Annotated in this window: 22 protein-coding genes and 1 pseudogene; 3 read left to right on the top strand and 20 right to left on the bottom strand. The window is 54.1% G+C overall.

Annotation, left to right across the window (positions count from 1 at the left end; translation table 11 throughout):
* The first annotated feature begins 55 nt into the window (after window positions 1-55).
* Window positions 56-703, top strand: coding sequence for a carbonate dehydratase (gene can, locus ACFFLD_RS00725; RefSeq protein WP_386040522.1), 648 nt, complete (start codon window positions 56-58; stop codon window positions 701-703).
* Window positions 704-737: 34 nt separating this feature from the next.
* On the opposite strand, the gene ACFFLD_RS00720 is transcribed toward can, so the two are convergent.
* The 7 genes and pseudogenes from ACFFLD_RS00720 to ACFFLD_RS00690 form a co-directional block, all read right to left on the bottom strand.
* Window positions 738-1,223 (bottom strand): c-type cytochrome, encoded by a 486-nt coding sequence (locus ACFFLD_RS00720; RefSeq protein WP_386040520.1) that lies wholly within the window; start codon window positions 1,221-1,223, stop codon window positions 738-740.
* Between the two features lie 116 nt (window positions 1,224-1,339).
* A complete protein-coding gene (msrA, locus tag ACFFLD_RS00715) occupies window positions 1,340-1,960 on the bottom strand; it encodes a peptide-methionine (S)-S-oxide reductase MsrA (protein WP_386040518.1) in 621 nt (206 codons plus the stop codon).
* A gap of 14 nt (window positions 1,961-1,974) precedes the next feature.
* A complete protein-coding gene (gene tamB / locus ACFFLD_RS00710) occupies window positions 1,975-6,057 on the bottom strand; it encodes an autotransporter assembly complex protein TamB (RefSeq protein WP_386040516.1) in 4,083 nt (1,360 codons plus the stop codon).
* A 9-nt stretch (window positions 6,058-6,066) separates the two neighbouring features.
* Window positions 6,067-7,920, bottom strand: coding sequence for an autotransporter assembly complex protein TamA (gene tamA, locus ACFFLD_RS00705; protein WP_386040514.1), 1,854 nt, complete (start codon window positions 7,918-7,920; stop codon window positions 6,067-6,069).
* A 103-nt stretch (window positions 7,921-8,023) separates the two neighbouring features.
* Entirely contained in the window at window positions 8,024-8,845 is an 822-nt protein-coding gene (locus tag ACFFLD_RS00700) for a hypothetical protein (RefSeq protein ID WP_386040512.1), read from the bottom strand.
* A 9-nt stretch (window positions 8,846-8,854) separates the two neighbouring features.
* Window positions 8,855-10,147: a nucleotide sugar dehydrogenase gene (locus ACFFLD_RS00695; protein WP_386040510.1), complete on the bottom strand. Its 1,293-nt coding sequence runs from the start codon at window positions 10,145-10,147 to the stop codon at window positions 8,855-8,857.
* Between the two features lie 120 nt (window positions 10,148-10,267).
* Window positions 10,268-10,360: pseudogene (locus tag ACFFLD_RS00690) on the bottom strand (UTP--glucose-1-phosphate uridylyltransferase); the annotation flags it as partial.
* A 171-nt stretch (window positions 10,361-10,531) separates the two neighbouring features.
* On the opposite strand from ACFFLD_RS00690, the gene ubiG reads away from it, so the two are divergent.
* Entirely contained in the window at window positions 10,532-11,275 is a 744-nt protein-coding gene (gene ubiG / locus ACFFLD_RS00685; RefSeq protein ID WP_386040508.1) for a bifunctional 2-polyprenyl-6-hydroxyphenol methylase/3-demethylubiquinol 3-O-methyltransferase UbiG, read from the top strand.
* Window positions 11,276-11,944, top strand: coding sequence for an HAD-IA family hydrolase (locus ACFFLD_RS00680; protein WP_386040506.1), 669 nt, complete (start codon window positions 11,276-11,278; stop codon window positions 11,942-11,944).
* Window positions 11,945-11,978: 34 nt separating this feature from the next.
* On the opposite strand, the gene ACFFLD_RS00675 is transcribed toward ACFFLD_RS00680, so the two are convergent.
* The 13 genes from ACFFLD_RS00675 to ACFFLD_RS00615 form a co-directional block, all read right to left on the bottom strand.
* Entirely contained in the window at window positions 11,979-12,740 is a 762-nt protein-coding gene (locus ACFFLD_RS00675; protein ID WP_386040504.1) for a YciK family oxidoreductase, read from the bottom strand.
* 35 nt (window positions 12,741-12,775) lie between these two features.
* Complete coding sequence (gene ybgF, locus ACFFLD_RS00670; RefSeq protein ID WP_386040502.1) at window positions 12,776-13,576, bottom strand: tol-pal system protein YbgF; 801 nt, start codon at window positions 13,574-13,576, stop codon at window positions 12,776-12,778.
* Between the two features lie 50 nt (window positions 13,577-13,626).
* Entirely contained in the window at window positions 13,627-14,175 is a 549-nt protein-coding gene (gene pal, locus ACFFLD_RS00665; protein ID WP_386040500.1) for a peptidoglycan-associated lipoprotein Pal, read from the bottom strand.
* A 39-nt stretch (window positions 14,176-14,214) separates the two neighbouring features.
* Entirely contained in the window at window positions 14,215-15,501 is a 1,287-nt protein-coding gene (gene tolB, locus ACFFLD_RS00660) for a Tol-Pal system beta propeller repeat protein TolB (protein WP_386040498.1), read from the bottom strand.
* Window positions 15,501-16,667: a cell envelope integrity protein TolA gene (gene tolA / locus ACFFLD_RS00655; RefSeq protein WP_386040496.1), complete on the bottom strand. Its 1,167-nt coding sequence runs from the start codon at window positions 16,665-16,667 to the stop codon at window positions 15,501-15,503. Before tolA ends, tolB begins: the two co-directional genes overlap by 1 nt.
* 13 nt (window positions 16,668-16,680) lie before the next feature.
* The gene (tolR, locus tag ACFFLD_RS00650; RefSeq protein ID WP_386040494.1) at window positions 16,681-17,118 is read right to left on the bottom strand and encodes a protein TolR; all 438 of its coding nucleotides are present in this window, start codon (window positions 17,116-17,118) and stop codon (window positions 16,681-16,683) included.
* 12 nt (window positions 17,119-17,130) lie between these two features.
* Window positions 17,131-17,826 (bottom strand): protein TolQ, encoded by a 696-nt coding sequence (tolQ, locus tag ACFFLD_RS00645; RefSeq protein WP_386040492.1) that lies wholly within the window; start codon window positions 17,824-17,826, stop codon window positions 17,131-17,133.
* 58 nt (window positions 17,827-17,884) lie between these two features.
* The gene (gene ybgC / locus ACFFLD_RS00640) at window positions 17,885-18,334 is read right to left on the bottom strand and encodes a tol-pal system-associated acyl-CoA thioesterase (protein ID WP_386040490.1); all 450 of its coding nucleotides are present in this window, start codon (window positions 18,332-18,334) and stop codon (window positions 17,885-17,887) included.
* Window positions 18,331-19,368, bottom strand: coding sequence for a Holliday junction branch migration DNA helicase RuvB (gene ruvB, locus ACFFLD_RS00635; RefSeq protein ID WP_386040488.1), 1,038 nt, complete (start codon window positions 19,366-19,368; stop codon window positions 18,331-18,333). The genes ybgC and ruvB overlap by 4 nt, the downstream gene beginning before the upstream one ends.
* A gap of 64 nt (window positions 19,369-19,432) precedes the next feature.
* A complete protein-coding gene (gene ruvA / locus ACFFLD_RS00630) occupies window positions 19,433-20,041 on the bottom strand; it encodes a Holliday junction branch migration protein RuvA (protein WP_386040486.1) in 609 nt (202 codons plus the stop codon).
* Window positions 20,042-20,165: 124 nt separating this feature from the next.
* Complete coding sequence (ruvC, locus tag ACFFLD_RS00625; protein WP_386040484.1) at window positions 20,166-20,714, bottom strand: crossover junction endodeoxyribonuclease RuvC; 549 nt, start codon at window positions 20,712-20,714, stop codon at window positions 20,166-20,168.
* 93 nt (window positions 20,715-20,807) lie between these two features.
* On the bottom strand, window positions 20,808-22,589 hold the full coding sequence (gene aspS / locus ACFFLD_RS00620; RefSeq protein WP_386040482.1) for an aspartate--tRNA ligase: 1,782 nt from the start codon (window positions 22,587-22,589) through the stop codon (window positions 20,808-20,810).
* 65 nt (window positions 22,590-22,654) lie between these two features.
* The gene (locus ACFFLD_RS00615) at window positions 22,655-22,954 is read right to left on the bottom strand and encodes an FmdB family zinc ribbon protein (RefSeq protein ID WP_386040480.1); all 300 of its coding nucleotides are present in this window, start codon (window positions 22,952-22,954) and stop codon (window positions 22,655-22,657) included.
* Between the last annotated feature and the right edge of the window lie 31 nt (window positions 22,955-22,985).

Raw genomic sequence — 22,985 nt, 5'->3', positions numbered from 1 at the left:
GCCTGCTGTTTAATATTCTGCTTAGCGGCCAGCGACTTAACTTATCGGAGATTTTATGTCTGACCCTATTGCGACCCTTCTTGATAATAACCGTGCCTGGGCTGAGCGCATGTGTGAAGAGGATCCCGACTACTTTAAACGCCTCTCAAACCAACAAAATCCTGATTATTTATGGATTGGCTGTTCCGATAGCCGCGTCCCTGCCAACCAAATCATTGCGCTGCCCCCTGGGGAAGTATTCGTCCATCGTAATGTTGCCAACCTGCTCCACCATACCGATATGAATGCGCTTTCGGTGGTGCAGTTCGCGGTAGATGTTCTGAAAATCAGCCATATAATGATTGTGGGTCACTATGGTTGCGGAGGCATTAAAGCCGCCATGATGGGAGGTGAATGCGGCGTCGTCGATTACTGGCTGCATTCGGTGCGGGAACAGTACAACCACCATCGTGACTCACTGGATCATCTTCCTCTTGAAGATCAAATTGATCGTATGTGTGAGCTTAATGTCAAAGCACAGGTTAATAGCTTGTGTAGAACCAAGATTTTGCAGCGCGCTTGGCAGCGTGGTCAGGAAATCTCGGTTCATGGCTGGGTCTATGGATTAAGTGATGGCCGAGTCAAAGATCTGAACTGCACGATTACTGGCCTGGAACAAGTGGAAACGCTTTACCGCATTGATCGAATACAAACAGGCGACTAAGAAATACAGCCATGCTATCCATACTACCGCTACGCTAGTCGTAGCGGTATGAGCGATGACAGCTTTTACAGCTAGCGCCTACAGCGGCCAGGGCTTGGGCGGTCGCGCGCGGATCATTCTGCTCAGCTACCTCTATCAAGTCTGCGATTCTCTTCTCAAGGTCGTTAAAGCCGCTGGAAAAGTCATCCCACTCCTCCCATATGGAATCACGCGCATCAGAACCGCCGCCATGGGTGCCCGCTATAAAGGCCGGAAGCAGATTAGCCCCACTGGCTTTTTCCTGCAGTTCACGTAATCGCGGCTGTGCAGCTTCAATATCCTGATTATTCACCAAATCAAAGCGCAGTTGACGCAGCAGACTTTCAATATCTTTAAACGTCTCGCGACGCCAAATAACAGCCTCTCGGTCGCTGCTGAAGGGCGTGGCGCTGACAGACTCAGGCATGGCAAGCTCACTATCTGGCTGATCTGCTGACGCCTGTCCTGCCCAGCCAACCGATATACACAGCAGTAGCGCCATACACCCGCCTATAGGGCGATATCCGAAAGCCCACGTTAGAGAATGGCGCTGCTGCATAATGGAATCCTGTTGATAGTCAGTGATTGATATTGGCTGGCATTTGGCACACAGCTCTCTTATCCGATCGGACACGTGACGCCGGTACCTTTCAAGCCGCAATAGCCGTTAGGGTTTTTATCAAGATACTGCTGATGATATGCCTCGGCATAATAAAAGCTGTCCAGCGGCTTTATTTCGGTAGTGATTGTCCCCTTACCTGCCTTATTGAGCGCCTGCTGAAAAGCCTGCGCACTCTGCTCTGCGGTGGCTTGCTGAGCTTGGCTGGTGGTAAAAATAGCCGAACGGTACTGAGAGCCGATGTCATTGCCCTGGCGGTTTCCCTGCGTCGGGTCGTGCTGCTCCCAGAACACCTGTAACAGCGTTTCAAGATCGACCTGTTGAGGGTTATAAATAACCCGAACGACCTCGGTGTGGCCTGTGCGCCCAGTACATGTCTCTTCGTAGGTGGGGTTGGGTGTTTCACCGCCGGCATAACCTACCGCGGTGACATAAACACCGGGCAACGGCCAAAACAACCGCTCGACACCCCAGAAACAGCCCATGCCGAGCACGATTTCCTCGTGCCCCGCAGGAAACGGAGGGTGTAGCGAATGTCCATTGATGGTATGTGATTCGCTTGTATCTATGGGCGTTTGGCGTCCAGGCAATACCTTGTTCGCACTTGAAAAAAGAGACATAGGGTCGTCCTCCTTTATTGCTGCTGTATGATCTCAGGATCACCGGAGCGGGTAAATGTATAGATTAAGTCAACCGCCTGGTTAGTTCCCGATATGACCTGCACATAGAGGTTACGCCAGAGCGTATAGCGCAGTGTCAGTTCCGCAATAGGTGAGAAAATTCCCACCCCGTAGCTGATTCTAAGGTCATCGGTCAATTGGCCGCTTAACGCTACCTGACTATCGTCACCCGCACCGGCGGTATCCAACGTTAAGTCGTCAATACCGAAAGCCTCGCCAATCGAGCCTACGGCCCCGCCTGTTCTACCTAGCGACATACCGATAAGTGCGGTGGTTAGCGCGTTATCCAGGCCACCCCCGGTGGCATCGGGCGCCCGGCCACGCAGCAAGTAAGAGAGCGCACGCGATTCATTCATCGCCGGTTCTGAAAAGATCATCACATTGGGCGATTCAGCACTACCGGTGACACGCAGCCCGGCAATCACGTCATCTTCGGTCACATCTGGATTGCGTATGGCCTCAAAGTCGAGTCTGGGCTGCCCCGGAGGACCGCTGAACAGCAGCTCGCCACGACGAATAATCAGGTCTTGACCAAACGCCTGGAAGCGACCATCGACGAGACTAACATCGCCAAATAACTGTAGTGAGCCGCTGCTTTGACGAATTTCCAGGCTGCCTCCCAGGCCCGACTCTAATCCATAAGCCGATATTTGCATATCGCTTCCGAGCGTCAGGGTTACCAGCACATCCAGTTCCATACCAGTGGCGGCGAGCTCATCTGCCGCACTAGGGCCTGCATCATTAGCAGCCGTACGCTGGGCTTCAATTTCCGCCTGGCGATCGTCGCGCTGGGTAATAATTACTTCATCACCGCTTGGTGTTATCGCCGATGATGGCATATCACCAATTTCAAGCCGCGCCCAGGGAATGTTAACGTCGCCTCTTACCTGAAGTCTTTCCGGCGTTACTCGAACGCGGATATCAGGTGCCGCCTCAAGACGGCCGAACTGGGGTAGCTCCACCAGTATCGGATCTTGAACGGCATTAAGGTCGACGCCAATTCGCCAATCATCACCGCTTGGCCAATAGGCATCACCGGAAATTTCCAAACGCCCACGCTCGGCGGCCAGATAACCGTTGATATCACCCTGTTCACCATCAAAGGTGACTACCAACTCGCCGTCCTGAATATCAACTGGAATATCGGGACCATGAAGTGCAATACCACGCAGTCCGAGCTGACCTTGCAAATCAGGCTGTTCGGTGGTGCCGGTAATTTGCACGCTGCCGGTTAGATCACCCTGTAGTCGTTCCATGCCGACTATCATGGGGCGATAGGGTTGTAGCGACACATTGTTGGCACGCAGCTCGCCAGACAGCTCACCCGATCCTAACGGATTGTTGATCGACAGCGCTAAGTTAAGATCACCCGCCTCAGCCAAAGAAAGCGACACATTGGCATCCGCTTGTCTCTGATTGGCCTCAAGCTGGGCATCTAGATTGATTTCAGGCAACTGTACCGGTTGGCCATAATCATTAATGGCGGTAATCGCAAGCTCACTGAGCACCTGCATGTTCGCCTGCCATTGCGCCCCGCCTTGTCGCCAACTAGCGGTAAGATCCGCCGTTGTATCACCCTCTAACTGCCACTCTTCCGGCAGGAATGGCTCGACCATTTCCATCGGCACTTCGCGCAGCGAGAGAACGGCATTGCCCTGTTGCGCAGAGGCATTAATTTCCTGCTCGGAACACACTAATCCGCCCTGCTCACGGCGTAGGCAGAAGGGTGACAGACGAGCCTGGCCATTGGTGAGGTCGTAGCGCAGGTCCAAGGGGGCTTCGAGGCGAATATCGCCTGCCTCAGAATCAATTTCTAACGGCGTGACACGGGCGTCATAACGCTGCGCCTGTTGGTCAAACCTACCCTCCAGAGCGATGAGTGCCCGGCTGAGCACATTGTTATCCGCTCCTTGAGCCGTCAGTTCAAGCCGGTGCTGAGAAAGACTGCCAGTGATATCGGCCCCCACCGTGCTCAGCGATTGCCCTCCCGCGTTAATATTCTGTAGCGCGAGTTGTATATCCAGCGTCGGATCGTCAATACCTTCTATGGCGGCATCAAGCGAAAGCTGTTCAATACGGTTTTCGCCAAATCGGACGCCATTCCCCTGCAAGTCGGCGAGCAGTTCCGGCTGATTGAAACTACCGCTTGCCTGCAGGTTGCCGACGATGGTGCCCGCTAAATCAGGTGACAGGGTTTGCAGTTGGCGTAAGGCAATATCCGCCTGTAACGACATGGTTTGCTGATTGATCTGGCCGGCTGCTTCCAAGCGGTTATCGCCTTGGGTAAATAGCAGTTCTTCAATATCCACCTGCATATTACTGTTGGCGTCAAACACGGCTTGCAGCGTTAATGGATAGTCGCGCAGCTCACCATCAATTGACAGGTTGGGTACGCTAATGGCCCATAGGTCGTCTTGTTGACGAACGCTTAGTTCAATATCACCGTTTAAATTCCCCGCTAACTGATCAACGAAGTGAGAGGGATCAAACTGGTCCAGACGAAGAGTGGTCTCGACCTGTAATGGCGCTGCCCAGTTAACCCACCCTTCACTGCGCAAGGTACTCTCCTCAACTGCCAGCGTCAGTGGCCGCCAGCGAAACTGCTCAAGGTCACCCTCGCCTGCTACGTTAATACGCGTCGTTGGCAAGCTCGGCCCCTCGACGGCCATTGCCAATTGGGCACTATAGTCGCTGAGGCTCCCCGTTACCTGTAAATTGAGGTCGTCAACGACATAGGGGGCATTGCCGGTATCATCAGCATTGTCGGTATCATCAGCATTGTCGGTATCATCAGCTTGGTCGACCGAATCAGCGCCCGTCGAAAGAGGCCACTGAAGCCGATCACTTTGCACCTGTAGCTGGAAAGGCAGAGTAGGCGCCAAGGCATCTACCTGAGCGTTGAGCGAAGCAGTCACCGCACCCGATGCATCAAGCTGCGCCTCTAGTGCCTCTAGTGAGCCAGACAAGGTCAGGGTGACCGTTTCACGCTCCTGATTATTAAATACAGCAGGTAACAACTCAGGTAAAAACACGTCGACGTCTAAACGAGCCTCCAGAGGATAGCTGTCGCTTAACGTGACGTTCGCGCTTAGCTCCGCCTGGGCATCTGGCGTCACGACGGCGAGCTCTTGTAATGTAACGCTGTTGCCCTCGGTTGCCACTCCTAAACTCAGCCGCTCAACCTGGTAATCAAAGGCTCCTTCCAAGCGTAAATCATTGAGCGTAAATTCAGGCATCTGGATATCGACCGGTAGGGTGATATCAGGCAGTTCAAGACGTTCGCGCGCTTCTAGCGGTTGCTCCGACGCTGCTACCAGCTCGGTTGCCTCTTGAGGCTGGTTGATCATTTGGGCGGCATCGATGGCCTCAGCATTTAGCGGTGTTTCAATATGCTGGGTCAGCAGAACACCAGGCGATGGGGGCAAATACACGCGAGGTTGTTCCAAGTGAGTGGCTGCGAAGCGCACCTCATTGCCTTCGGCTACCGCCGCCGTGTTCACAGAGCGCCACGCCACCTCAATACCATCGGCAAGCTGCAGGCTCACGTCTTCAAGCAGTAGCGAGCGTATTTCGATCGGGAAAGGAAAATTAATCGCCAACGGCCCACCGGATTCCTCTTCGGCAGGCGGCTCCTGCGGATTCGATGCCCCCAGGCGAATGTCAGCGCCGTCAACATGCAGGGTGTCGATACATAGCCGTCCTGAAAGGACGCAGTCATCGGCCCACTGCAGTTCGAATTCATCCACGTTAATACGGGTTTCACCCAACGCAAGGTTAAAATCCTGGATCAGGAAATCATCAAGCAAGCCGCCCTCATGATGGCTATACGAGAGCCAGTCACGCTGCTCGCCCTGAGAGAGAAGCACCCCAGTCCCCCAAGGCGACAACGCGGCACCGAGGATCAAAGCTACTAAGCCGAATAGCCAAAGTGGCAGCACGATGGCCAGGCGAATAGCACTCCATAGCAGTAGCCAAGCGCGGTATTTCGGAGATAGACGGTGGCGCTGATCAGCCGTAGATGGTTCAACTTCAGACAAGTCTCTCTCCTAGAATTCAGGCCCGATGGAAAAGTGCAAACGCCAGTCATCTTCACTATCAAAGGGATGGGCGATGTCCAGGCGAATAGGCCCAACCGGCGAAACCCACCGTACCCCTGCCCCGGCGCCTGTTTTTAGATCATCAGGCCCCCAGTTATCGAACGCATTGCCATTATCCACGAAGGTGGCGGCCCACCAATCGCCGGTGACGCGGCGTTGATATTCAAGAGAGGACGTCAGCATTTGCTGCCCACCTCTTAACCGGCCTTCAGCGTTACGTGGCGAAAGGCTTTCGTAGGAGTAACCGCGTACGCTGCGATCGCCACCAGTAAAAAAGCGCAACGAGGGTGGGATTTTATCAAAATCATCGGTTTCAATGGCGCCTAAGCCGATTCTTGCCAAAAAGCGGTTATCGCTACCCAGTGTGCGGATCCACTCGGTGTCCGCCGTGATGCGTGCGAACTGTGCGTCAGACCCCCATGTGGTATCCGAATACTCTAGTGAGAGCTGCTGACGGTCCCCCCACATAGGAAATCGCTGCGGGCGAGTGCGAGTGCGCGTCCATTGAATACCTGGGTATAACAACCACACTTCATCGGCTCTGCCGCCCTGCTCGAAATCCTCATATGTAGTGCGAAGATACAGAGTTTGCACCCAGTCGTTATCGAATTCCCAGCGCCGCGCTATTTCTACGGTCCCTTCCAGCGACTTGGTATCGTTGTCATCGACATTACGAATGCCGTATTGGAGTCGATAACTGTCCCTCAGCGGGTCTTCAAGGGGCACGTTATATAAGCCGGTAAAACGTTGTTCCGGAGCGGATAAATAGAGATCGTGATTTAGGCTATGTCCATAGCGGTTGATCCAGGGCTGCTCCCAGCCAAATCGCAGGCGGGGTCCGACGTCGGTGGCATAGCCGATACCCACTTCAAACTGATGGCGATCCGCCGGCTCAACGCTAACATCAATAGGCAACTGCGTATCGTTGCGCTTATTCAGGCTGAGTACGCTGGCCAGCGCCGCACTGCTGACACGCGGTCGCTCTGGCTGTGATGCAGTCGCCTCACTCCACCAGGGGTCACCGCCGGTGTTGGGGGCAATGGTCAATTCCTGGGCCGTTTCAAGACGCGGACGAACCGATACCGAGCTAAACCAGCCGGTTTCCGCCAGTGACTGGTTATATTCAGCAAGTGTCTGCGCTAAATAGGGGCCGCCACGCTCATAGGGCCGCATGCGCAGCAAACGGTCTATTGCAATGTGGCTACCGGTGACGGCGGTATGACCAAATTGATAGCGCGGGCCGCTATCGAAATCCATATAAAGGCGCGCACTTTGCAAATAGGGCCGCACCTCCATTCGACGATCGGTGAACCCCCAGTCGAAATAGCCACGTTCGATAGCCAACCCGGATAGCTGACTACTCAACCGATCCCAAGGCGCATGGCGTAACGCGTCACCTTCGTTAAGCGGAAAGCCGTCGACTGCCTCCTGAAACGGGGGGTCGTTAGTTGCATCGCCTTCAAGATTGATCGAAAGCACTTCAACTTCCACTTGAGGGCCAGGATCAATCGTCAGCTGAACGCGTTCGTCAGTGGCGCTCTCGAAGGTGATGTCTGGCTCATAGTAGCCAAACACGCGCATTGCTTCTTGCGTGCGCCGTCGTACTTCGCCCTCTAAACGAACATCGGTATATTGTTCAGCCTCTATATTTTGCAAATAGACCTGAATGTTGTCTTCGATATCACCACTAACCCCCTCAATGGTCGCCTCTACTGCAAAGGCTGACGGGGATAAACATAATATTGGCAGCACTACCCACAACGTGCGTCCATTGGCTGGTGTCCATTGCCGTTGTCTTCCCATACATTTTTATCCCAACCTAATCATCGGCTGTATCGCCAAAGCATGTTAACGCTTCGCCATTCCCATGCTTTAGTAATAGCACTTATCCAATCGACGCCACGTATTAACGCAACATTTCTAACTGGGCACTAAACGCAAGCTGTGCCTGCCGCACTTGGCGTACATCGCTTTCAAGCGCGTTCAGGCGTTGCGACCACTCCTGCGCTAAGTTGTCCAGCGCCTCCTCATCCACGCTCGCATCAATCGAGGCAACCGAGGCTTCCAGGTCAGCAAGACGGTCTTCAAGGTCTTGCCTTTGCGCGGCTAATTGCTCCTCCCAACGACTGCTGATATTACTGACTTGATTATCCAGTACGCTAAGGCGTTGTTCGGTAAGTCGCTCTAGATGGGCGACTTCCTGAACCAGATTCTGACGACCCGACGTGCCCGTTTGTTCCAGCGCTTCCAGCGATTCTCTCAACGCCATTAACTGACTGTCGCGTAGTTCAGCCTGTTCTCGCAACTGGGCTAATTGCTGTAACAGTGAATTAATCGAATCGCTGGAGGCCAACTCCTCGTTCATGTTGAGTAAGCTATATAGCTCTTCACGCGTATCACTTAGCGTGACCGCTAACTGCTCCTGCTCTTGGAATAGAGTCGCTATCTGAGCTTGTACAAAGGTTAACCTATCTTGTACATCAGTGTCACCCGAATCCAACCGGGCATGAACGTTAGAGACTTCACCACTCACGCGGTGTAGCTCACTTAGCAGACGTTCGCGTTCGTACCAAAGCCCTGCCGCCGCGGTGCCCAGTAACGCTATGATCAATAACAAACAAAGCCATAGTGGCCATAGCGTTGGCCCCTTTCGGTGGCGCAAATGCTGCGCCGTCAAGCTTTGATCCACATCGGGCACAATGCGAGAGGATCCGGTGGCATCTGGCATGACATTTCCTCAAAGAGTCTTCGGGTCGGCACGACGGCCTATACCTCGGTACATTAATCCGCAGCTGGCAACAAACTCGGGATCGTATATGTTGCGTCCATCCAGGACGAGCTTAGCGCTCAATAGCGAGCCGAGTCGATGCCAGTCTGGGTTCCAATAGGTCTTCCATTCGGTGACCAACATCAATACATCCGCCCCCTCACAGGCTTGATAAGGATCATGAATAAAGGTCTGAAGGTCATCGCGCTGGCCTACCAACGCGTGAAGCGCGGGTACGGCTGCCGGGTCATGTAATTGAACCTTTACTCCCTGAGCCCACAGCGCCTCTAGTAGTGGCAATACAGGTGCGTGATCAATCCGAGCTGTTCCCGGTTTAAACGCAGCACCCCATATCGCGACCGTTTTGCCGCTCATCTGGCCGCCAAAGTGAGCCCATAACTTTCGGAACAGCGTCTCCTTTTTCTGCTCGTTAATATCCATTACCTGTTCCAGCAGCGCCGAATGGCGACCACTTTGCAGCTGCACGTCGGCGAGGCGCATTAAGTCACGGGAGAAGTTAGGCCCCCCAAACCCACAGCCGGGGTACAGGTACTCAAACCCAATCCGTGAATCTGCTCCCATGCCTTGGCGAACGTGTTCTACATCCACCGCAAGCGTGTCAGCCAAGCCAGCGATTTCATTCATATAACTAATACGTGTGGCGAGCATGCCATTGATGGCCAACTTGGTGAGTTCCGCCGCACGCCTAGGCATGCATTGAAATACTTCACTGCGCCGGTTAAAAGCGCGTAATAGTTCGCGAGTTACCTGCTCTCCTACCGCATCATCACAACCTAACAAGCGTCTGGTGGGACGAGTGAATGATTCCCACGCACGACCTTCTTCCAGAGTATCAGGCAGCGCTACACTGATATGCTGAGTTCCCATCAGCGCCTGCAGCCGCTCGGTCTCACCAACAGGGAACGTTGAGTTATTAATAAGTACGATACCGTGCTGATCCGTGAATAAAGGATCCTCAAGTAGCGTACTGGCGGAGCGCCGCTGGGCAGGTGACAACGCCAGCCAGATCACTTCAGGAAGAGTGACGTCGTGAAGCTGCTCGATCACCTGTAGGGTGCCTTCTGCCATGCCCTGCTCAAGATGGGTCATTAGCTGTGGTTCGCTGCTTAACCAGTCCACTTTGGAAAGTGATGACCAGGGGGCATCAGCATGGGGTAGCCATTGCACCTGATGTCCTACCCAAGCCAGCGCAGCCGCTGCTGTCGCGGCGCTTAACTCACTACCATAGAGTAACACCCGCATAGTTTACGCTCCCCACTGGTAACGTGAGAACAGCGTTTGGCAAGCCCCTCTACCTTCAGGATAACGACGGGCAGAGGCAAGCGTCGCTTTCAGATCTCCAAGCGATTGAGCAAAGCCACCCACCATCGTAATCATCTCCCTGATAATCGCCTTTGTCGCTGACAAGCATTGGGTGTCAAACCCAGCGACAGGAAGTACGGGCTTACGAATCATAGCGAGGTCCTTTTCATGCGTTCCGACACAGGAATGGTTAGAATGTCCATAATACTGAAGGCGTGAGTGGATGCCACCTTGTTAATGAACGGTAACAAGCGCATATAGACCATTACCATTAATTTGGGGATACCCTCTCGCCGACTGCTCAATGACCCTGGGAGTTACATCATGCAAACGAGACCACAGGATAGCACTGCTGAACACTATCAAGGCAACGTCGATACTGCCGAAGTTGCTAAATTTGAAGCACTCGCTAGCCGATGGTGGGATGCGCAGGGTGAATTTAAACCCCTCCACGATATAAATCCCTTACGCCTGGACTTCATTGATGCACGGGCGGGCTTAGCGGGCAAAAAGGTACTCGACGTGGGCTGTGGCGGCGGTATCCTGAGTGAATCAATGGCACACCGCGGAGCTAAGGTAGCAGGTATTGATCTCGGCGAAGCGCCGTTAGCGGTGGCTCGTCTGCACGCGGAAGAACATGGCGTTAACGTTGATTACCAACATATCAGCGTAGAAGCCAAGGCGCTTCAAGCCCCCGGCTATTATGATGTAGTCACCTGCATGGAAATGCTGGAGCACGTCCCCGACCCGGCCTCTGTGATTCGTGCTTGCAGTGAGCTTGTGCGCCCTGGCGGCTACGTGTTTTTTTCGACCCTGAATCGCACTGCCAAGTCCTATGCGTTTGCAATTTTAGGCGCCGAGTACGTACTCAAGCTGCTGCCTAGGGGAACACACAGCTATGCCAAGTTTATCCGGCCCTCCGAAATGGCTGCCTGGTGTCGCAGTAGCGGATTAGAAGTTCGCGAACAAACAGGGTTGACCTATAACCCGCTAACTCGCCATTACCGCCTGGTTAGCCATGATGTCTCGGTTAACTACATGATGTACTGCCGTAAGGTGAGTAACTAAATGGCAACGCAAGCGCCTCAGGCGATCCTCTTCGACCTGGACGGTACACTGGTCGACACAGCCCCCGATTTAGCTAGCGCGACCAACGCCTTGCGGCACCATCATGGGCTGGCGCCGCTACCGTTTGAAATTATCCGGGAGCAAGTGTCTAACGGTGGCAATGCATTGGTCACGCTTGCATTGGGTCTGGATACTGACTCTAGTGAGCACGCTCAGGCGCGTCAGTATTTGCTGGATGCTTATGAAAAGGCGGTTGCCGTGCATAGCAAGGTCTTCTCGCCCCTGGATATCTGGCTGGAAGAGTGGCATGGCGACCAGCGTCTCTGGGGAATTGTGACTAACAAGCCACGTCGCTATACCCTGCCCTTACTGGAAGCTCTGGCATTGCAACCAGGCGCGTTACTCTGCGCAGACGATCTAAGCGTTAAAAAACCAGCCCCTGAGCCGCTCTGGGAAGCGGCTAAACGCCTGGGCGTCAAGCCAGAAAATTGCTGGTATGTGGGCGATCATGTACGCGACATAGAGGCGGCGGTCGCGGCGGGAATGACGGCAGTAGCGGTCGGCTATGGCTACATGAGTGAGGAAGATAACTACCAGCGGTGGCCAGCTGATTTATGGTTTTCGGATTGCCAATCGCTGGTCGATGCCCTGGATGCCTTTAAGCGTTAACCAAGCCAGCACACCGACCACGTTAAACGTGAAGCTAAAGCCTGGGTGGCTGAGCGTCCAGTTTTTGCCCATTGGTGCCTGCGCTGTCAGGCCCCATTAACCATAGGTAAGTGGGCATAATATCGTCAGCGGTTCTAAGCGTGAAAGGGTCTTCACCAGGAAAGGCTGTCCGCCGCATTTGGGTACGCGTGGCGCCTGGATTAAGCGAATTGACGCGAATATTAGGCTGGTTGTCCACCTCATCGGCCAACACGTCGACAAATCCTTCCGTCGCAAATTTAGAAACCGCGTACGCCCCCCAATACGCCCGCCCTTTTCGACCTACGCTTGAGGAAGTAAAAATCACCGACGCGTCCTCAGACTGCTGGAGCAACGGCAATAGCGCTTGCGTCATCCAAATGGGGCCGTTGATGTTTACCTGCATGACCTGCTGCCAAAGTTCAGGATTGTACTGGTCAAAGGGGGTAATACGACCTAACAAACCTGCGTTGTGCAACAGGCCATCCAGGCGACCAAACTCTTTGTCCAGCGTTTCGGCCATGTCATGGAAATCTTTTAGCGTGGCGCCTTCAAAATTGAGCGGAAAAATAGCGGGCTGTGGGCCACCAGCCGCCTCAATCTCATCGTAAACGCGTTCTAATTTGGCAATAGTGCGCCCCAAAAGAATCACGGTTGCTCCATGTTGAGCATAGCTCAACGCTGCCGCACGGCCGATTCCATCGCCTGCGCCGGTAACCAGCACAATGCGATTTTCCAATAGATTGGGCGCTGCTTGATAGTCGATCTTACAGCTCATGCTAATTCCTTGAAGCAAATAAGGAGCTAAATATATTACCCCGCCGACTGACGTAAAAAGTCATTGGCGAGGCCCGCAGCACTGCTTTGTGGATAGTCATCGCGGACTTGTTCAAGTAACTCTCGGCTGCGTTCCGCTTCGCCTTTACGTGCTTTGACCAAGCCCAGCTTGTAGATCGCATCAGGCATCTTACTGCTACCGCTATACTCTTCAATCACGCGGCTAAACGCTTGGTCAGCAGCATCCAACTCGCCTTCAGCGGCGTAGAGTTCGCCCAGCCAGTAATGGCCATTAGCGGTTAAGCTGGTATCGGGATGATTTTTTACAAATGCCTCGAATGCCGCGATAGCCTCATCAAAGCGCCTTGCCTGAACATGAGCAAAGGCTGCCTGGTAATCGGCTTGAGCATCTTCACTGACATTTCGAGTCGACGGCGCATTGACGACTTCTTCCACGGCTTCTGGCTCAACTGCTGGCGTTGACTGCTCAATTTGGCTCGGGCCACTGCTCATCAGGCGATCTTCGATATCGAGATACTGCTGCTGAGACTGGCGTCGCAGTTGTTCCATCTGGTGGCGTAATTCTTCAATCTGGCCACGCAGTTGCTGGATTTCCTGCTGGTGTTCTTGAACTTGATTAAACAGTACAAGGTTACCGCTGGAAGCTTCCTGACGCTGTGTCTGCTGATAGAAGCCGTTGGAGGAAGCGTTGCCGCCGGAAAGATCTTGAACAAGGGGCTGCTGTGCGTCGACGGTAAGCGGCAATACGGACAGCGGGAGCACTAAGGCTCCCGCACCGCACAGCCTCTCAACGTAACGCTTGAGACTGTGATACATGATGACTCCATAGATAAAAACGGCGAGCGGTTAACCGCTCGCCGAATTCATCAGTAGTTAAACACTACGCGACGGTTTTGAGCGTAAGCGCTGTCGTTATTGCCATTCACGGCCGGACGTTCTTCGCCGTAGCTGACGACACTCATTTGTGAAGGAGAGACGCCCTGAATATTCAGGAAGCGTTCAACCGCACGGGCACGACGCTCACCCAACGCCATGTTGTATTCGCGTGTGCCGCGTTCGTCAGTATGCCCGTGCAGAACGACCTGAGCACCTGGGTTAGCACGTAAGTAACGCGCATGAGCCATCACGACGGACTCGTAATCACTTTTAATGGTGTCGCGATCATAATCAAAATAGATGGTACGTACTTCAGGAATGCGTGAGTCAGCCTGCTGGCCCGCACCTGAACCAGACGTCGATCCATATTGACTACTACCCGTGCCAGTGCCCATGCCAGACGTGCCAGAGCCGGACATACTGCCGTCCTGGCTACCGTACGAGTCACCGTCTTGGGTTCCGCCGGTGCTGGAACAGCCAGCGATTACCACGATTGATAGCGCTGCTGCTAATGAGCGAGCCAACGGCTTAAGTTGCATAATCAGACTCCTTGCCTGAAAACTGTAAAAACGATTTGATCAATTTAAGAAGGGTGACCAAGCTGGATCTCGCACGTCACCCTGCGCTGATGGAAGCCTAAATGAAGAGCGACCATCTGCAGAAACGGCACTTAGTACCCCACTATTACCCTGTTGGGTAGCGAAGATTACCATGGTCCCGTTCGGGGCAACACTAGGAGATTCATCTCTTGTTGATTCACTTAATATGACTAAGCGATTACCGCTCAACTCTTGCTTTGCCACTTGGTAACCACGGTTAGAGCGATGAATCAGGAATATCTGCTCGCCGTCGGGAGAATAGCGTCCCCGAGCATTGTAATTACCGGTAAAGGTAAGGCGCTCGGCTTCACCACCGCCCAATGAGTACTGATAAAGCTGGGGGCCACCACTACGATCAGAGGTAAACAGCAAACGACGACCATCCGGTGCCCAGGCAGGCTCAGTATCGATACTATTGTTGTTGGTAATACGCTCCAACGAACGATTTGCCACATCCATGATGTAGATTTCAGGCTGGCCATCTTTGGATAGTGACATCGCAATACGACGACCATCGGGCGACCACGCTGGTGCGCCGTTGATCCCTTCAAAGGCGGTCGCTTTTACCCGCTGCCCGGTCGCCACCGACTGGATATAGATGGCCGGACGCCCGGTTTCAAAAGAAACATAGGCTAGCTTGGTACCATCGGGGGACCACGCCGGTGACATAATCGGCTCGTCAGAGGTCAAGACCTGCTCACTGCGGCGACCATCGGCATCGGCAACGTATAGACCAAACTGCATATTGTCAGCGCTGCCTTGCGCCGTGACGTAGGCAATTTTGGTAGAGAACGCACCACGAATATCGGTAATTTCCTGGAAGATCTGGTCGCTGATATAATGCGCAGCACCGCGTAAATCATCTCCTCTTACCGTGATCGTTTCTCCTATCATTCGGCGCTGGCCGCTGATATCCATAAGCTCAAACTGTAGCTCGTAACCGCCCTCCGTTTGCTCGGCGCGCCCTACCACTAGATAGCGCACATCCAGCGAACGCCAAGTGCCGAACTGCACGTCATCAGACTGGCTTGGCTGTTCAAACATGGCGCTGCGCTCCAAAGGAGCGAAATAACCACTGCGTTGCAGGTCGTCCTGGACAATCTGGGCAACGTCTTCAGGTAATCCGTCGGAACCTGCGAACGGTACGACGCCGATAGGTAACGCTTGGTCACTGCCTCGCGTAATTTCAATCGTTAAGTTGGCACTTGCCACGCTGCTAATTAACAGCAGCACGCAGAGTAACCATATTTTGCTCAAGCTTTGCATCAGCGAACATCTCCCGGAGTAAATCGCAGATTAAACTGACGTAAATTGCGCTGCTGATCGGCTGGTAAATCTCGTAATTCACCAAACGGTGCAGCATGTTCAACGGCTTGCATCACAGACCGGTCAAAAGCACTATCGCCACTTGATGTCACTATCGACGTTGCCAATAATTCGCCTGATGGCCCCAGACGAACCTGTAGCGTAGCACTCATCGAATAACTTGCATCAGCAGGAATCAACCACGCTTGTTCGACGGCCCGACGAACAATATTGATAAAACTATTGGCTGCTTGTTCCGCCTGCTGAGCATTAGCAGCGGCTTCGGCTTCTCCCGCTAGCTGGCGTTGCATCGCTGCTTCAGCGGCTTCTGCAGCTTCTCGTTGCCGCTGAGCTTCTGCTTCACGACGCTGCTGTTCTTCCGCTTCGCGTTGGCGTTGTGCTTCGGCCTCACGCTGGCGTTGCGCTTCCTCTTGCTCACGCAGACGCTGCTCTTCTGCTTCACGCTGACGCTGAGCTTCTGCCTCTTCACGACGCTGCTGCTCTGCGGCTTCACGTTGTTTTTCGGCTTCTGCCGCCTCAGCGGCCTGCTTTTCCTCCGCTTCGCGTTGGCGTTGCACTTCTGCCTCTTCGCGTTGACGCTGCTCAGCCGCTTCTTGCTGGCGCTGTGCCTCTTCTACTTCGCGAAGTCGCTCTGCGGCAGCCTCCGCTTCGGCTTCTCGCTGCGCGGCTTCGGCGGCCTGTTGTTCAGCCTGTTCAGCGGCGGCTTGGGCACGGCGCTGGGCCTCTGCCTCCGCGTCTGCACGGGCCTGTTCCAACGCCTCGGCTTCGGCTTCAGCCGCTTGTTGGGCCGCTTCTTCAGCCGCTTGCGCGTCGGCTGCGGCCTGCTGCTCATCGGGCGTGGGTGCTGGCGGCGCCTCGGGCTCTGCTGGCGCTTGCGCAGGAGCGCTCATCGCTGCCTGCTGCTCTGTTGCCTGTTGCGCCTGATTGGTAAACGTTTCCGTACTGACCAACGTTGCCTGAACAATAGAGGAGCTATCCGGCTCCGCCGTCCTGCTGGGCAGGCTAATCAAACTGAACAGGACAATCCCGACGTGTACCCCTATGGCCAGCACCGTCGGCCATTTATAGCCGACGTCTTGAGGATCCCGGGCGGTCTTTGCTGCCATGTGCGCGTTGCCCTTACCCATCTTGCGGCGGCTCAGAAAGCAACCCCACGTTAGCCACGCCAGCGCCTTGCAGGGTACTCATCAATACCACAATCTGACCATACGCCACATTACGGTCACCGCGTACCATGACCGGCGTACCGGGACGCCGCTCCAGGATAGTGATTACCCGCGCGGACATTTCCTCAAGCGTGACCGCGGTGGAGTCCTCGCCCAGCGAGATGAAGTAGCCGCCTTCGCTATCCACCGAGATCACAATAGGATCATTATCCTCCTGGGTCTCGATCGGCTGTGATGTTACCTGAGGCAGCTCAACCTGAACGCCCTGAGTAAGCATCGGCGCGGTAATCATAAAGACCACCAGCAGCACCAACATGACGTCAATGAAGGGGACGACGTTAATTTCCCCCATTGGCTTGTGTTTACCGCTACGATTGAACGGTCCTTGCATGGGTCTTCTCCCTTAACTCGCGCTGGGTTTGCCGTCACGTCCCTGCAAATTACGGTGCAGGATGGCGTGAAACTCTTCGGCAAAATCTTCGTATTTACCGAGCAAACGAGAAGAAGCATTAGATAAGCGGTTATAGAAAATGACCGCAGGAATAGCCGCGAACAACCCCATAGCGGTGGCAATCAATGCTTCCGCAATCCAGGGTGCAACGGTTGCAAGCGTGGCTTGTTGTGTCAGTGATAGCGCCTGAAAAGACCCCATGATGCCCCAAACGGTACCGAACAGACCAATATAGGGACTGGCTGAGGCTACTGTTGCCAAAAACACCAGATGCTGGGTTAAGCGATCTTCTTCTCTTGACCAAGCCACGCGCATGCTACGCTGCACACCTTCAAGCACCGTGCCCGCGTCGCGGGTTTTAGGCATCAGGCGATTAAATTCGCGAAAACCAGCCTGGAAAATATGCTCGGCGCCGTGACGCGGGTCGTCAGCAGGGATTTCTCGGTAGAGTTCGTTCAAGTCGACACCTGACCAGAAAGACTCTTCAAATTGATTGTACTCATGTTTGGCACGGCGCAGCGCAATACTGCGCTGAAAAATCACCACCCAAGAGAGAACCGATCCCACCAGCAGCAGCAGCATTACCAGCTGTACGACGGTGCTGGCATTCATAATCAGGTGGGGAATGGACATGGTGTTATCGTTCACAGGTGCCCTCATCAATTTATTAGGGTCGGTATCGCCGACACAGTGAGTGACCTCTTGGTTAAGAGATCCGGGTCAAAACAGCAAGCGCTGCCGGCCACTTTTTAGGCCGTAAACGCTCGGTACTTAAGCACGCTATCTCGACTGTCGCCGAGCATAGGAGTTCCTCGTTACGCCAAACTTGCTGCTCGAAGGTCATGCGGCAACGGCCAACGTTAGTGACGTCAACGCTAATATCGAGCGCGTCGTCCAAGTGGGCCGGTTTTGCGTAGTGACAGGCCAAGCGGTATACCACTAGCTGTGTACCTTCGTCTAGCAGCGTTTGTTGATCAAGACCTGATTGGCGTAGCCATTCGCTGCGGGCACGCTCCATAAACTTCAAATAGTTAACGTAGTAGACAATACCACCGGCGTCAGTATCTTCCATATAAACCCGCACCGGCAAACGAAAGCGTGCACTCAATGTGGTGGTGGCCGAGGCGTTAACTGAGCTATTGGAATGCTCGCTCATGGGCGCCGTTCCCCCTCCATATCCGATGCCTGTTCGTGCGGCACGCGCTCAAAGTGCAGCCAGGCTTGGCGGGTGACGACGCGGCCTCGGGGGGTGCGCATGATTAACCCTTGCTGAATAAGATAAGGCTCAATGACATCTTCGATAGTGTCTCGCTCCTCACTAATGGCGGCGGCGAGCGAGTCGATGCCTACCGGCCCTCCATCAAACTTATCAATCATCGCCAATAGCAGTCGTCGATCCATATGATCCAACCCATGATTATCGACATTGAGCATATTGAGCGCGGCATCCGCCATGGCGACATCCACGACGCCGTTGCCTTTCATCTCTGCGTAATCGCGTACGCGGCGTAGCAAACGGTTGGCTATCCTGGGTGTCCCGCGGGAACGACGAGCAACTTCAATCGCCCCTTCATGGCTCGTTTCAACCCCCAGCAGGCGCGCTGAGCGTGAAACAATTTCGGTGAGTTCTTCAAGATTATAAAACTCAAGGCGCTGAACAATACCAAACCGATCGCGTAGTGGTGAGGTCAACAACCCGGCTCGAGTAGTCGCCCCGACCAGTGTAAAACGCGGTAGGTCGAGTTTAATGGAGCGGGCGGCGGGCCCTTCCCCAATCATGATATCCAGCTGAAAATCTTCCATGGCCGGATAAAGCACTTCTTCAACCACCGGCGAAAGCCGATGTATTTCATCGATAAACAGCACATCGCCCGGTTCGAGGTTGGTCAGCATGGCGGCTAAATCCCCTGCCCGTTCCAACACCGGACCCGAGGTCGACTTCATGCCCACGCCCATCTCGGTGGCAATAATATTGGCAAGCGTTGTTTTACCTAAGCCAGGGGGGCCAAATACCAGGGTGTGATCCAGGCTCTCTTCGCGCAGCCTTGCGGCGCCAATGAAAATTTCCAGCTGTTCACGCACACGCGGCTGGCCAATATAATCATCCAGCCGCTTTGGGCGAATCGCATAATCAAAGCGCCCCTCTCCCTGTTCAGGTTCAGCGGCGATCAGCCGATCGTGTTCTAGCATAAGTGTTCTTCTTTATCGCGATGTTACGTTTAGAGTGCTCAACTTGACCATCACCGCTGCTTGGCTAACCACTCATACGTTGAGTGAGGGCCGCTTTGATAAGTGCTTCGGTCGATTGGTTAGGATCCATATCTGCCAGCATTTTGGATGCCTCCGTGAGCTTGTACCCCAGGCTGACCAGCGCGGCCTCAGCATCAGCGAAGCTATCGCGGCTGGGAGCACGCCCATTGGTTGATTCAAGAGGCAGCAGTGCGTTGCTACCATCCTCCCACTCGGGGAAGCGGTCGCGCATTTCAATAATCAGGCGCTCAGCGGTTTTTTTACCGACTCCCGGCAGCTTTGTCAGTGCTTTATTGTCGTCGTCTCGCACACAGCGCATGAACGCGTCTTCATCCATACCTGACAGGATAGCCAGCGCTAGTTTGGGCCCGACCCCATTGACCTTAATCAACGCACGGAAAAGGGCGCGCTCATGCTCTCGCCCAAAGCCATAGAGCAGGTGCGCATCATCACGCACGGTGAGATGCGTAAACAACGACACGCTCTCACCGACCGCAGGCAGCGCCACTAAGGTGTTCATCGAGGTTTCTAACTCATAACCTACACCATGAACGTCGATTACAATCCAGGGAGGTTGCTTTGCCAATAATAGGCCACTCAGACGTCCAATCATAAAGTCACTCGCACCGGAGGGTGAAAAACAAAAGCGTGTAAAGCAAGAGGATGAAAAAACAGATGGTTACTATAAAGCGACTCTGTACAGGTGACCAGTGGTAAGGCATTCAGCGCTAGGCGAATTATAATCGCCAGCGGCCAGTGGATCGACGACGGCCACGGGAAGAAGTCGTCAGTAGACCATTCGCGCTATAGGCATGAGTGAGCGCAATGGCTAACGCATCGGCAGCGTCAGCCTGCGGCGTGGCAGACAGGTTAAGCACAGCGGTTACCATGTGCTGCACCTGCGCTTTATCGGCACCACCTTGCCCGGTTACTGACTGTTTGATCTGTCGTGCGGCATATTCAGCAAGGCTCAATCCATGGTTGGCCATGCAGACCAGCGCCGCTCCCCTGGCTTGCCCTAGTTTGAGCGCGGAGTCAGGATTTTTCGCCATGAATACGCGCTCAATGGCGACGGCGTTTGGACGATGTAAACCAACGATCTCGCTGAGGCCTGCGTATATTTGTGCCAGACGTTGTTCTAATGCGCCGTCTGCGGTGCGGATACAACCACTCGCCACATAGCTAATGTTGGCACCCATCACATCAATCACCCCATAGCCGGTCACTCGCGAACCCGGATCAATGCCTAATATACGATTGGCAACAGGAGGCGGTTTTGCATTCATAACATGATGGCTCACGTGGGTTTAAGACTTAGCTGAGTAACATACAAAAACACCGACGCCGTAGCGTCGGTGCTAATGAGCAGATCAGACGGTTTATTCGCCCGCTGATTCCACTTTGGCTTTCTGGCGTAGGCGAATGTTCAAGTCTTTCAATTGCTCGGGGCTTACCTCACCTGGTGCATTGGTCATCAAACAAGCAGCACTTTGTGTTTTCGGGAAGGCGATGACTTCACGAATGGTCTTGGCGCCGACCATCAACATTACCAGACGATCCAATCCAAACGCTAAACCACCGTGAGGCGGCGCACCGTACTGAAGCGCATCAAGCAGGAAGCCGAATTTTTCTTGGGCCTCTTCTTCACCGATACCCAGTATCTCAAACACTGTGCTCTGCATGGTTTGGTCATGGATACGGATAGAACCGCCCCCTAACTCAGTACCGTTCAGAACCATATCATAGGCACGTGAAAGCGCACTGGCAGGGTCCGCCTTAAGCTCTTCCGGGGTGCAAGAAGGCGCTGTAAAGGGGTGATGCAGAGGGCTGAGACGACCATTGTCATCGGCCTCAAACATGGGGAAGTCAACTACCCACAGCGGCGCCCACTGTTGAGTGTAGAGTTCTAGGTCAGCCCCCAGCTTAACGCGCAGCGCGCCAATCGCTTCGTTGACGATACGGGCTTTATCCGCACCGAAGAAGATAATATCGCCATCTTCAGCACCCACGCGATCGAGCAGCTCTTCAACGATATTTTCCATGAACTTGACGATCGGTGACTGCAGACCTTCAAGTCCTTTGGCGCGCTCATTGACCTTGATCCACGCCAGGCCTTTAGCGCCGTAAATACCCACAAACTTGGTATATTCGTCGATCTCTTTACGCGAAAGCTTGGCACCGCCGGGCACTTTCAGAGCCGCGACGCGACCATCGTCCGCACTGGCTGGGCCAGAGAAAACCTTGAAATCGACCTGCTGCATCAGATCGTCAACATCGGTCAACTCAAGCGGAATCCGCAAATCCGGCTTATCGGAGCCAAAACGATCCATGGCTTCCTGCCATGTCATGCGCGGAAATTCAGGCAGTTCAGCGTTCAATACGTCCTGGAATAGCTGGCGAATCATGGTTTCCGTAATGCCCATGATGTCGCTCTCTTCCACAAACGACGCTTCGATATCAATCTGGGTGAATTCAGGCTGACGATCGGCGCGCAGGTCCTCATCACGGAAGCATTTCGCAATTTGGTAGTAGCGGTCAAAGCCTGCCACCATCAAAAGCTGCTTAAATAGCTGTGGGGACTGGGGCAACGCAAAGAAGCTACCGGCGTGGGTACGGCTAGGCACCAAATAGTCTCGTGCCCCTTCTGGTGTGGCACGAGTGAGCACCGGCGTTTCGATATCCAGAAACCCTTGGCTTTCAAGGTAGGCGCGCACATTGTGGGAAATTTGCGAACGTAGGCGCAGCTTTTCAATCATGTCCGGCCGGCGCAGATCGATGTAGCGATGCTTCAAACGGATCTCTTCACCCACCTTGCCATGCTCATCGAGCTGGAACGGCGGGGTCACGGCGGTATTAAGCACTTCAACGTCTTTCGCCAATACCTCAATCATACCTGTCGGCATGTTGGGGTTTTGGGTTCCCTCTGGGCGCAACCGAACGCGACCAGTGATGCGCAAGACATACTCACTACGGGCACGGTCGGCGGTTTCGAAGGCCTCAGCGGTATCAGGGTCGACCACGAACTGAGCGACGCCATCACGATCGCGCATATCGAGAAAAATAACGCCCCCGTGGTCACGGCGGCGATGAACCCATCCGCATACCGTTACCGTTTGATCCACCAAAGTTTCGTTCAGCTGGCCGCAATAATGGCTGCGCATGTCAAATCCTGTTCTGTTACGTGGCAAGTAATGTGTCGCGGGCGTCCCGAGCCTGACGGCCGCAGCTAAGCTGCGGCGCCTTTGTCACTGGGAGTAGCGCTCTTAGCAGTAGCGCTGGTATCGCTTGATTTACCGGCATCTGCCGAAGCAGTCTTGCCGTCAGCGACCAGATTTTTTTTGCTACCCGTTTTGAAATCGGTTTCGTACCAACCGCCACCAGCCAAGCGGAAACCCGCTGCCGAGACTAGACGCTCCAAGCCATCGCGCTGGCATGCGGGACAATCCTTGAGGGGATCGGCACTAATCTTTTGCAATTTTTCCATGCGATGGCCGCAGGCCTTGCACTCATATTCATAGATAGGCATGTTGATGACTCCTAAAAAGCTCAACTCTGAC

Origin of the sequence: Vreelandella sulfidaeris (genome assembly GCF_042429665.1) — a bacterium.
Taxonomy (GTDB): Bacteria; Pseudomonadota; Gammaproteobacteria; order Pseudomonadales; family Halomonadaceae; genus Vreelandella.
This window is presented reverse-complemented; position numbering and strand designations above follow the sequence as displayed.

Excerpts from the sequence above, each read along its gene's own strand:
- tolA (WP_386040496.1), bottom strand. The coding sequence starts at position 16,667 with ATGGCAGCAAAGACCGCCCGGGATCCTCAAGACGTCGGCTATAAATGG.
- ACFFLD_RS00695 (WP_386040510.1), bottom strand. The coding sequence starts at position 10,147 with ATGCGGGTGTTACTCTATGGTAGTGAGTTAAGCGCCGCGACAGCAGCG.
- pal (WP_386040500.1), bottom strand. The coding sequence starts at position 14,175 with ATGCAACTTAAGCCGTTGGCTCGCTCATTAGCAGCAGCGCTATCAATC.
- tolR (WP_386040494.1), bottom strand. The coding sequence starts at position 17,118 with ATGCAAGGACCGTTCAATCGTAGCGGTAAACACAAGCCAATGGGGGAA.
- ACFFLD_RS00615 (WP_386040480.1), bottom strand. The coding sequence starts at position 22,954 with ATGCCTATCTATGAATATGAGTGCAAGGCCTGCGGCCATCGCATGGAA.
- ruvB (WP_386040488.1), bottom strand. The coding sequence starts at position 19,368 with ATGCTAGAACACGATCGGCTGATCGCCGCTGAACCTGAACAGGGAGAG.
- ybgC (WP_386040490.1), bottom strand. The coding sequence starts at position 18,334 with ATGAGCGAGCATTCCAATAGCTCAGTTAACGCCTCGGCCACCACCACA.
- ACFFLD_RS00675 (WP_386040504.1), bottom strand. The coding sequence starts at position 12,740 with ATGAGCTGTAAGATCGACTATCAAGCAGCGCCCAATCTATTGGAAAAT.
- ACFFLD_RS00720 (WP_386040520.1), bottom strand. The coding sequence starts at position 1,223 with ATGGCGCTACTGCTGTGTATATCGGTTGGCTGGGCAGGACAGGCGTCA.
- ACFFLD_RS00700 (WP_386040512.1), bottom strand. The coding sequence starts at position 8,845 with ATGCCAGATGCCACCGGATCCTCTCGCATTGTGCCCGATGTGGATCAA.
- ACFFLD_RS00680 (WP_386040506.1), top strand. The coding sequence starts at position 11,276 with ATGGCAACGCAAGCGCCTCAGGCGATCCTCTTCGACCTGGACGGTACA.
- ubiG (WP_386040508.1), top strand. The coding sequence starts at position 10,532 with ATGCAAACGAGACCACAGGATAGCACTGCTGAACACTATCAAGGCAAC.
- ruvA (WP_386040486.1), bottom strand. The coding sequence starts at position 20,041 with ATGATTGGACGTCTGAGTGGCCTATTATTGGCAAAGCAACCTCCCTGG.
- can (WP_386040522.1), top strand. The coding sequence starts at position 56 with ATGTCTGACCCTATTGCGACCCTTCTTGATAATAACCGTGCCTGGGCT.
- ruvC (WP_386040484.1), bottom strand. The coding sequence starts at position 20,714 with ATGAATGCAAAACCGCCTCCTGTTGCCAATCGTATATTAGGCATTGAT.
- ybgF (WP_386040502.1), bottom strand. The coding sequence starts at position 13,576 with ATGTATCACAGTCTCAAGCGTTACGTTGAGAGGCTGTGCGGTGCGGGA.
- aspS (WP_386040482.1), bottom strand. The coding sequence starts at position 22,589 with ATGCGCAGCCATTATTGCGGCCAGCTGAACGAAACTTTGGTGGATCAA.
- msrA (WP_386040518.1), bottom strand. The coding sequence starts at position 1,960 with ATGTCTCTTTTTTCAAGTGCGAACAAGGTATTGCCTGGACGCCAAACG.
- tamA (WP_386040514.1), bottom strand. The coding sequence starts at position 7,920 with ATGGGAAGACAACGGCAATGGACACCAGCCAATGGACGCACGTTGTGG.
- tolB (WP_386040498.1), bottom strand. The coding sequence starts at position 15,501 with ATGCAAAGCTTGAGCAAAATATGGTTACTCTGCGTGCTGCTGTTAATT.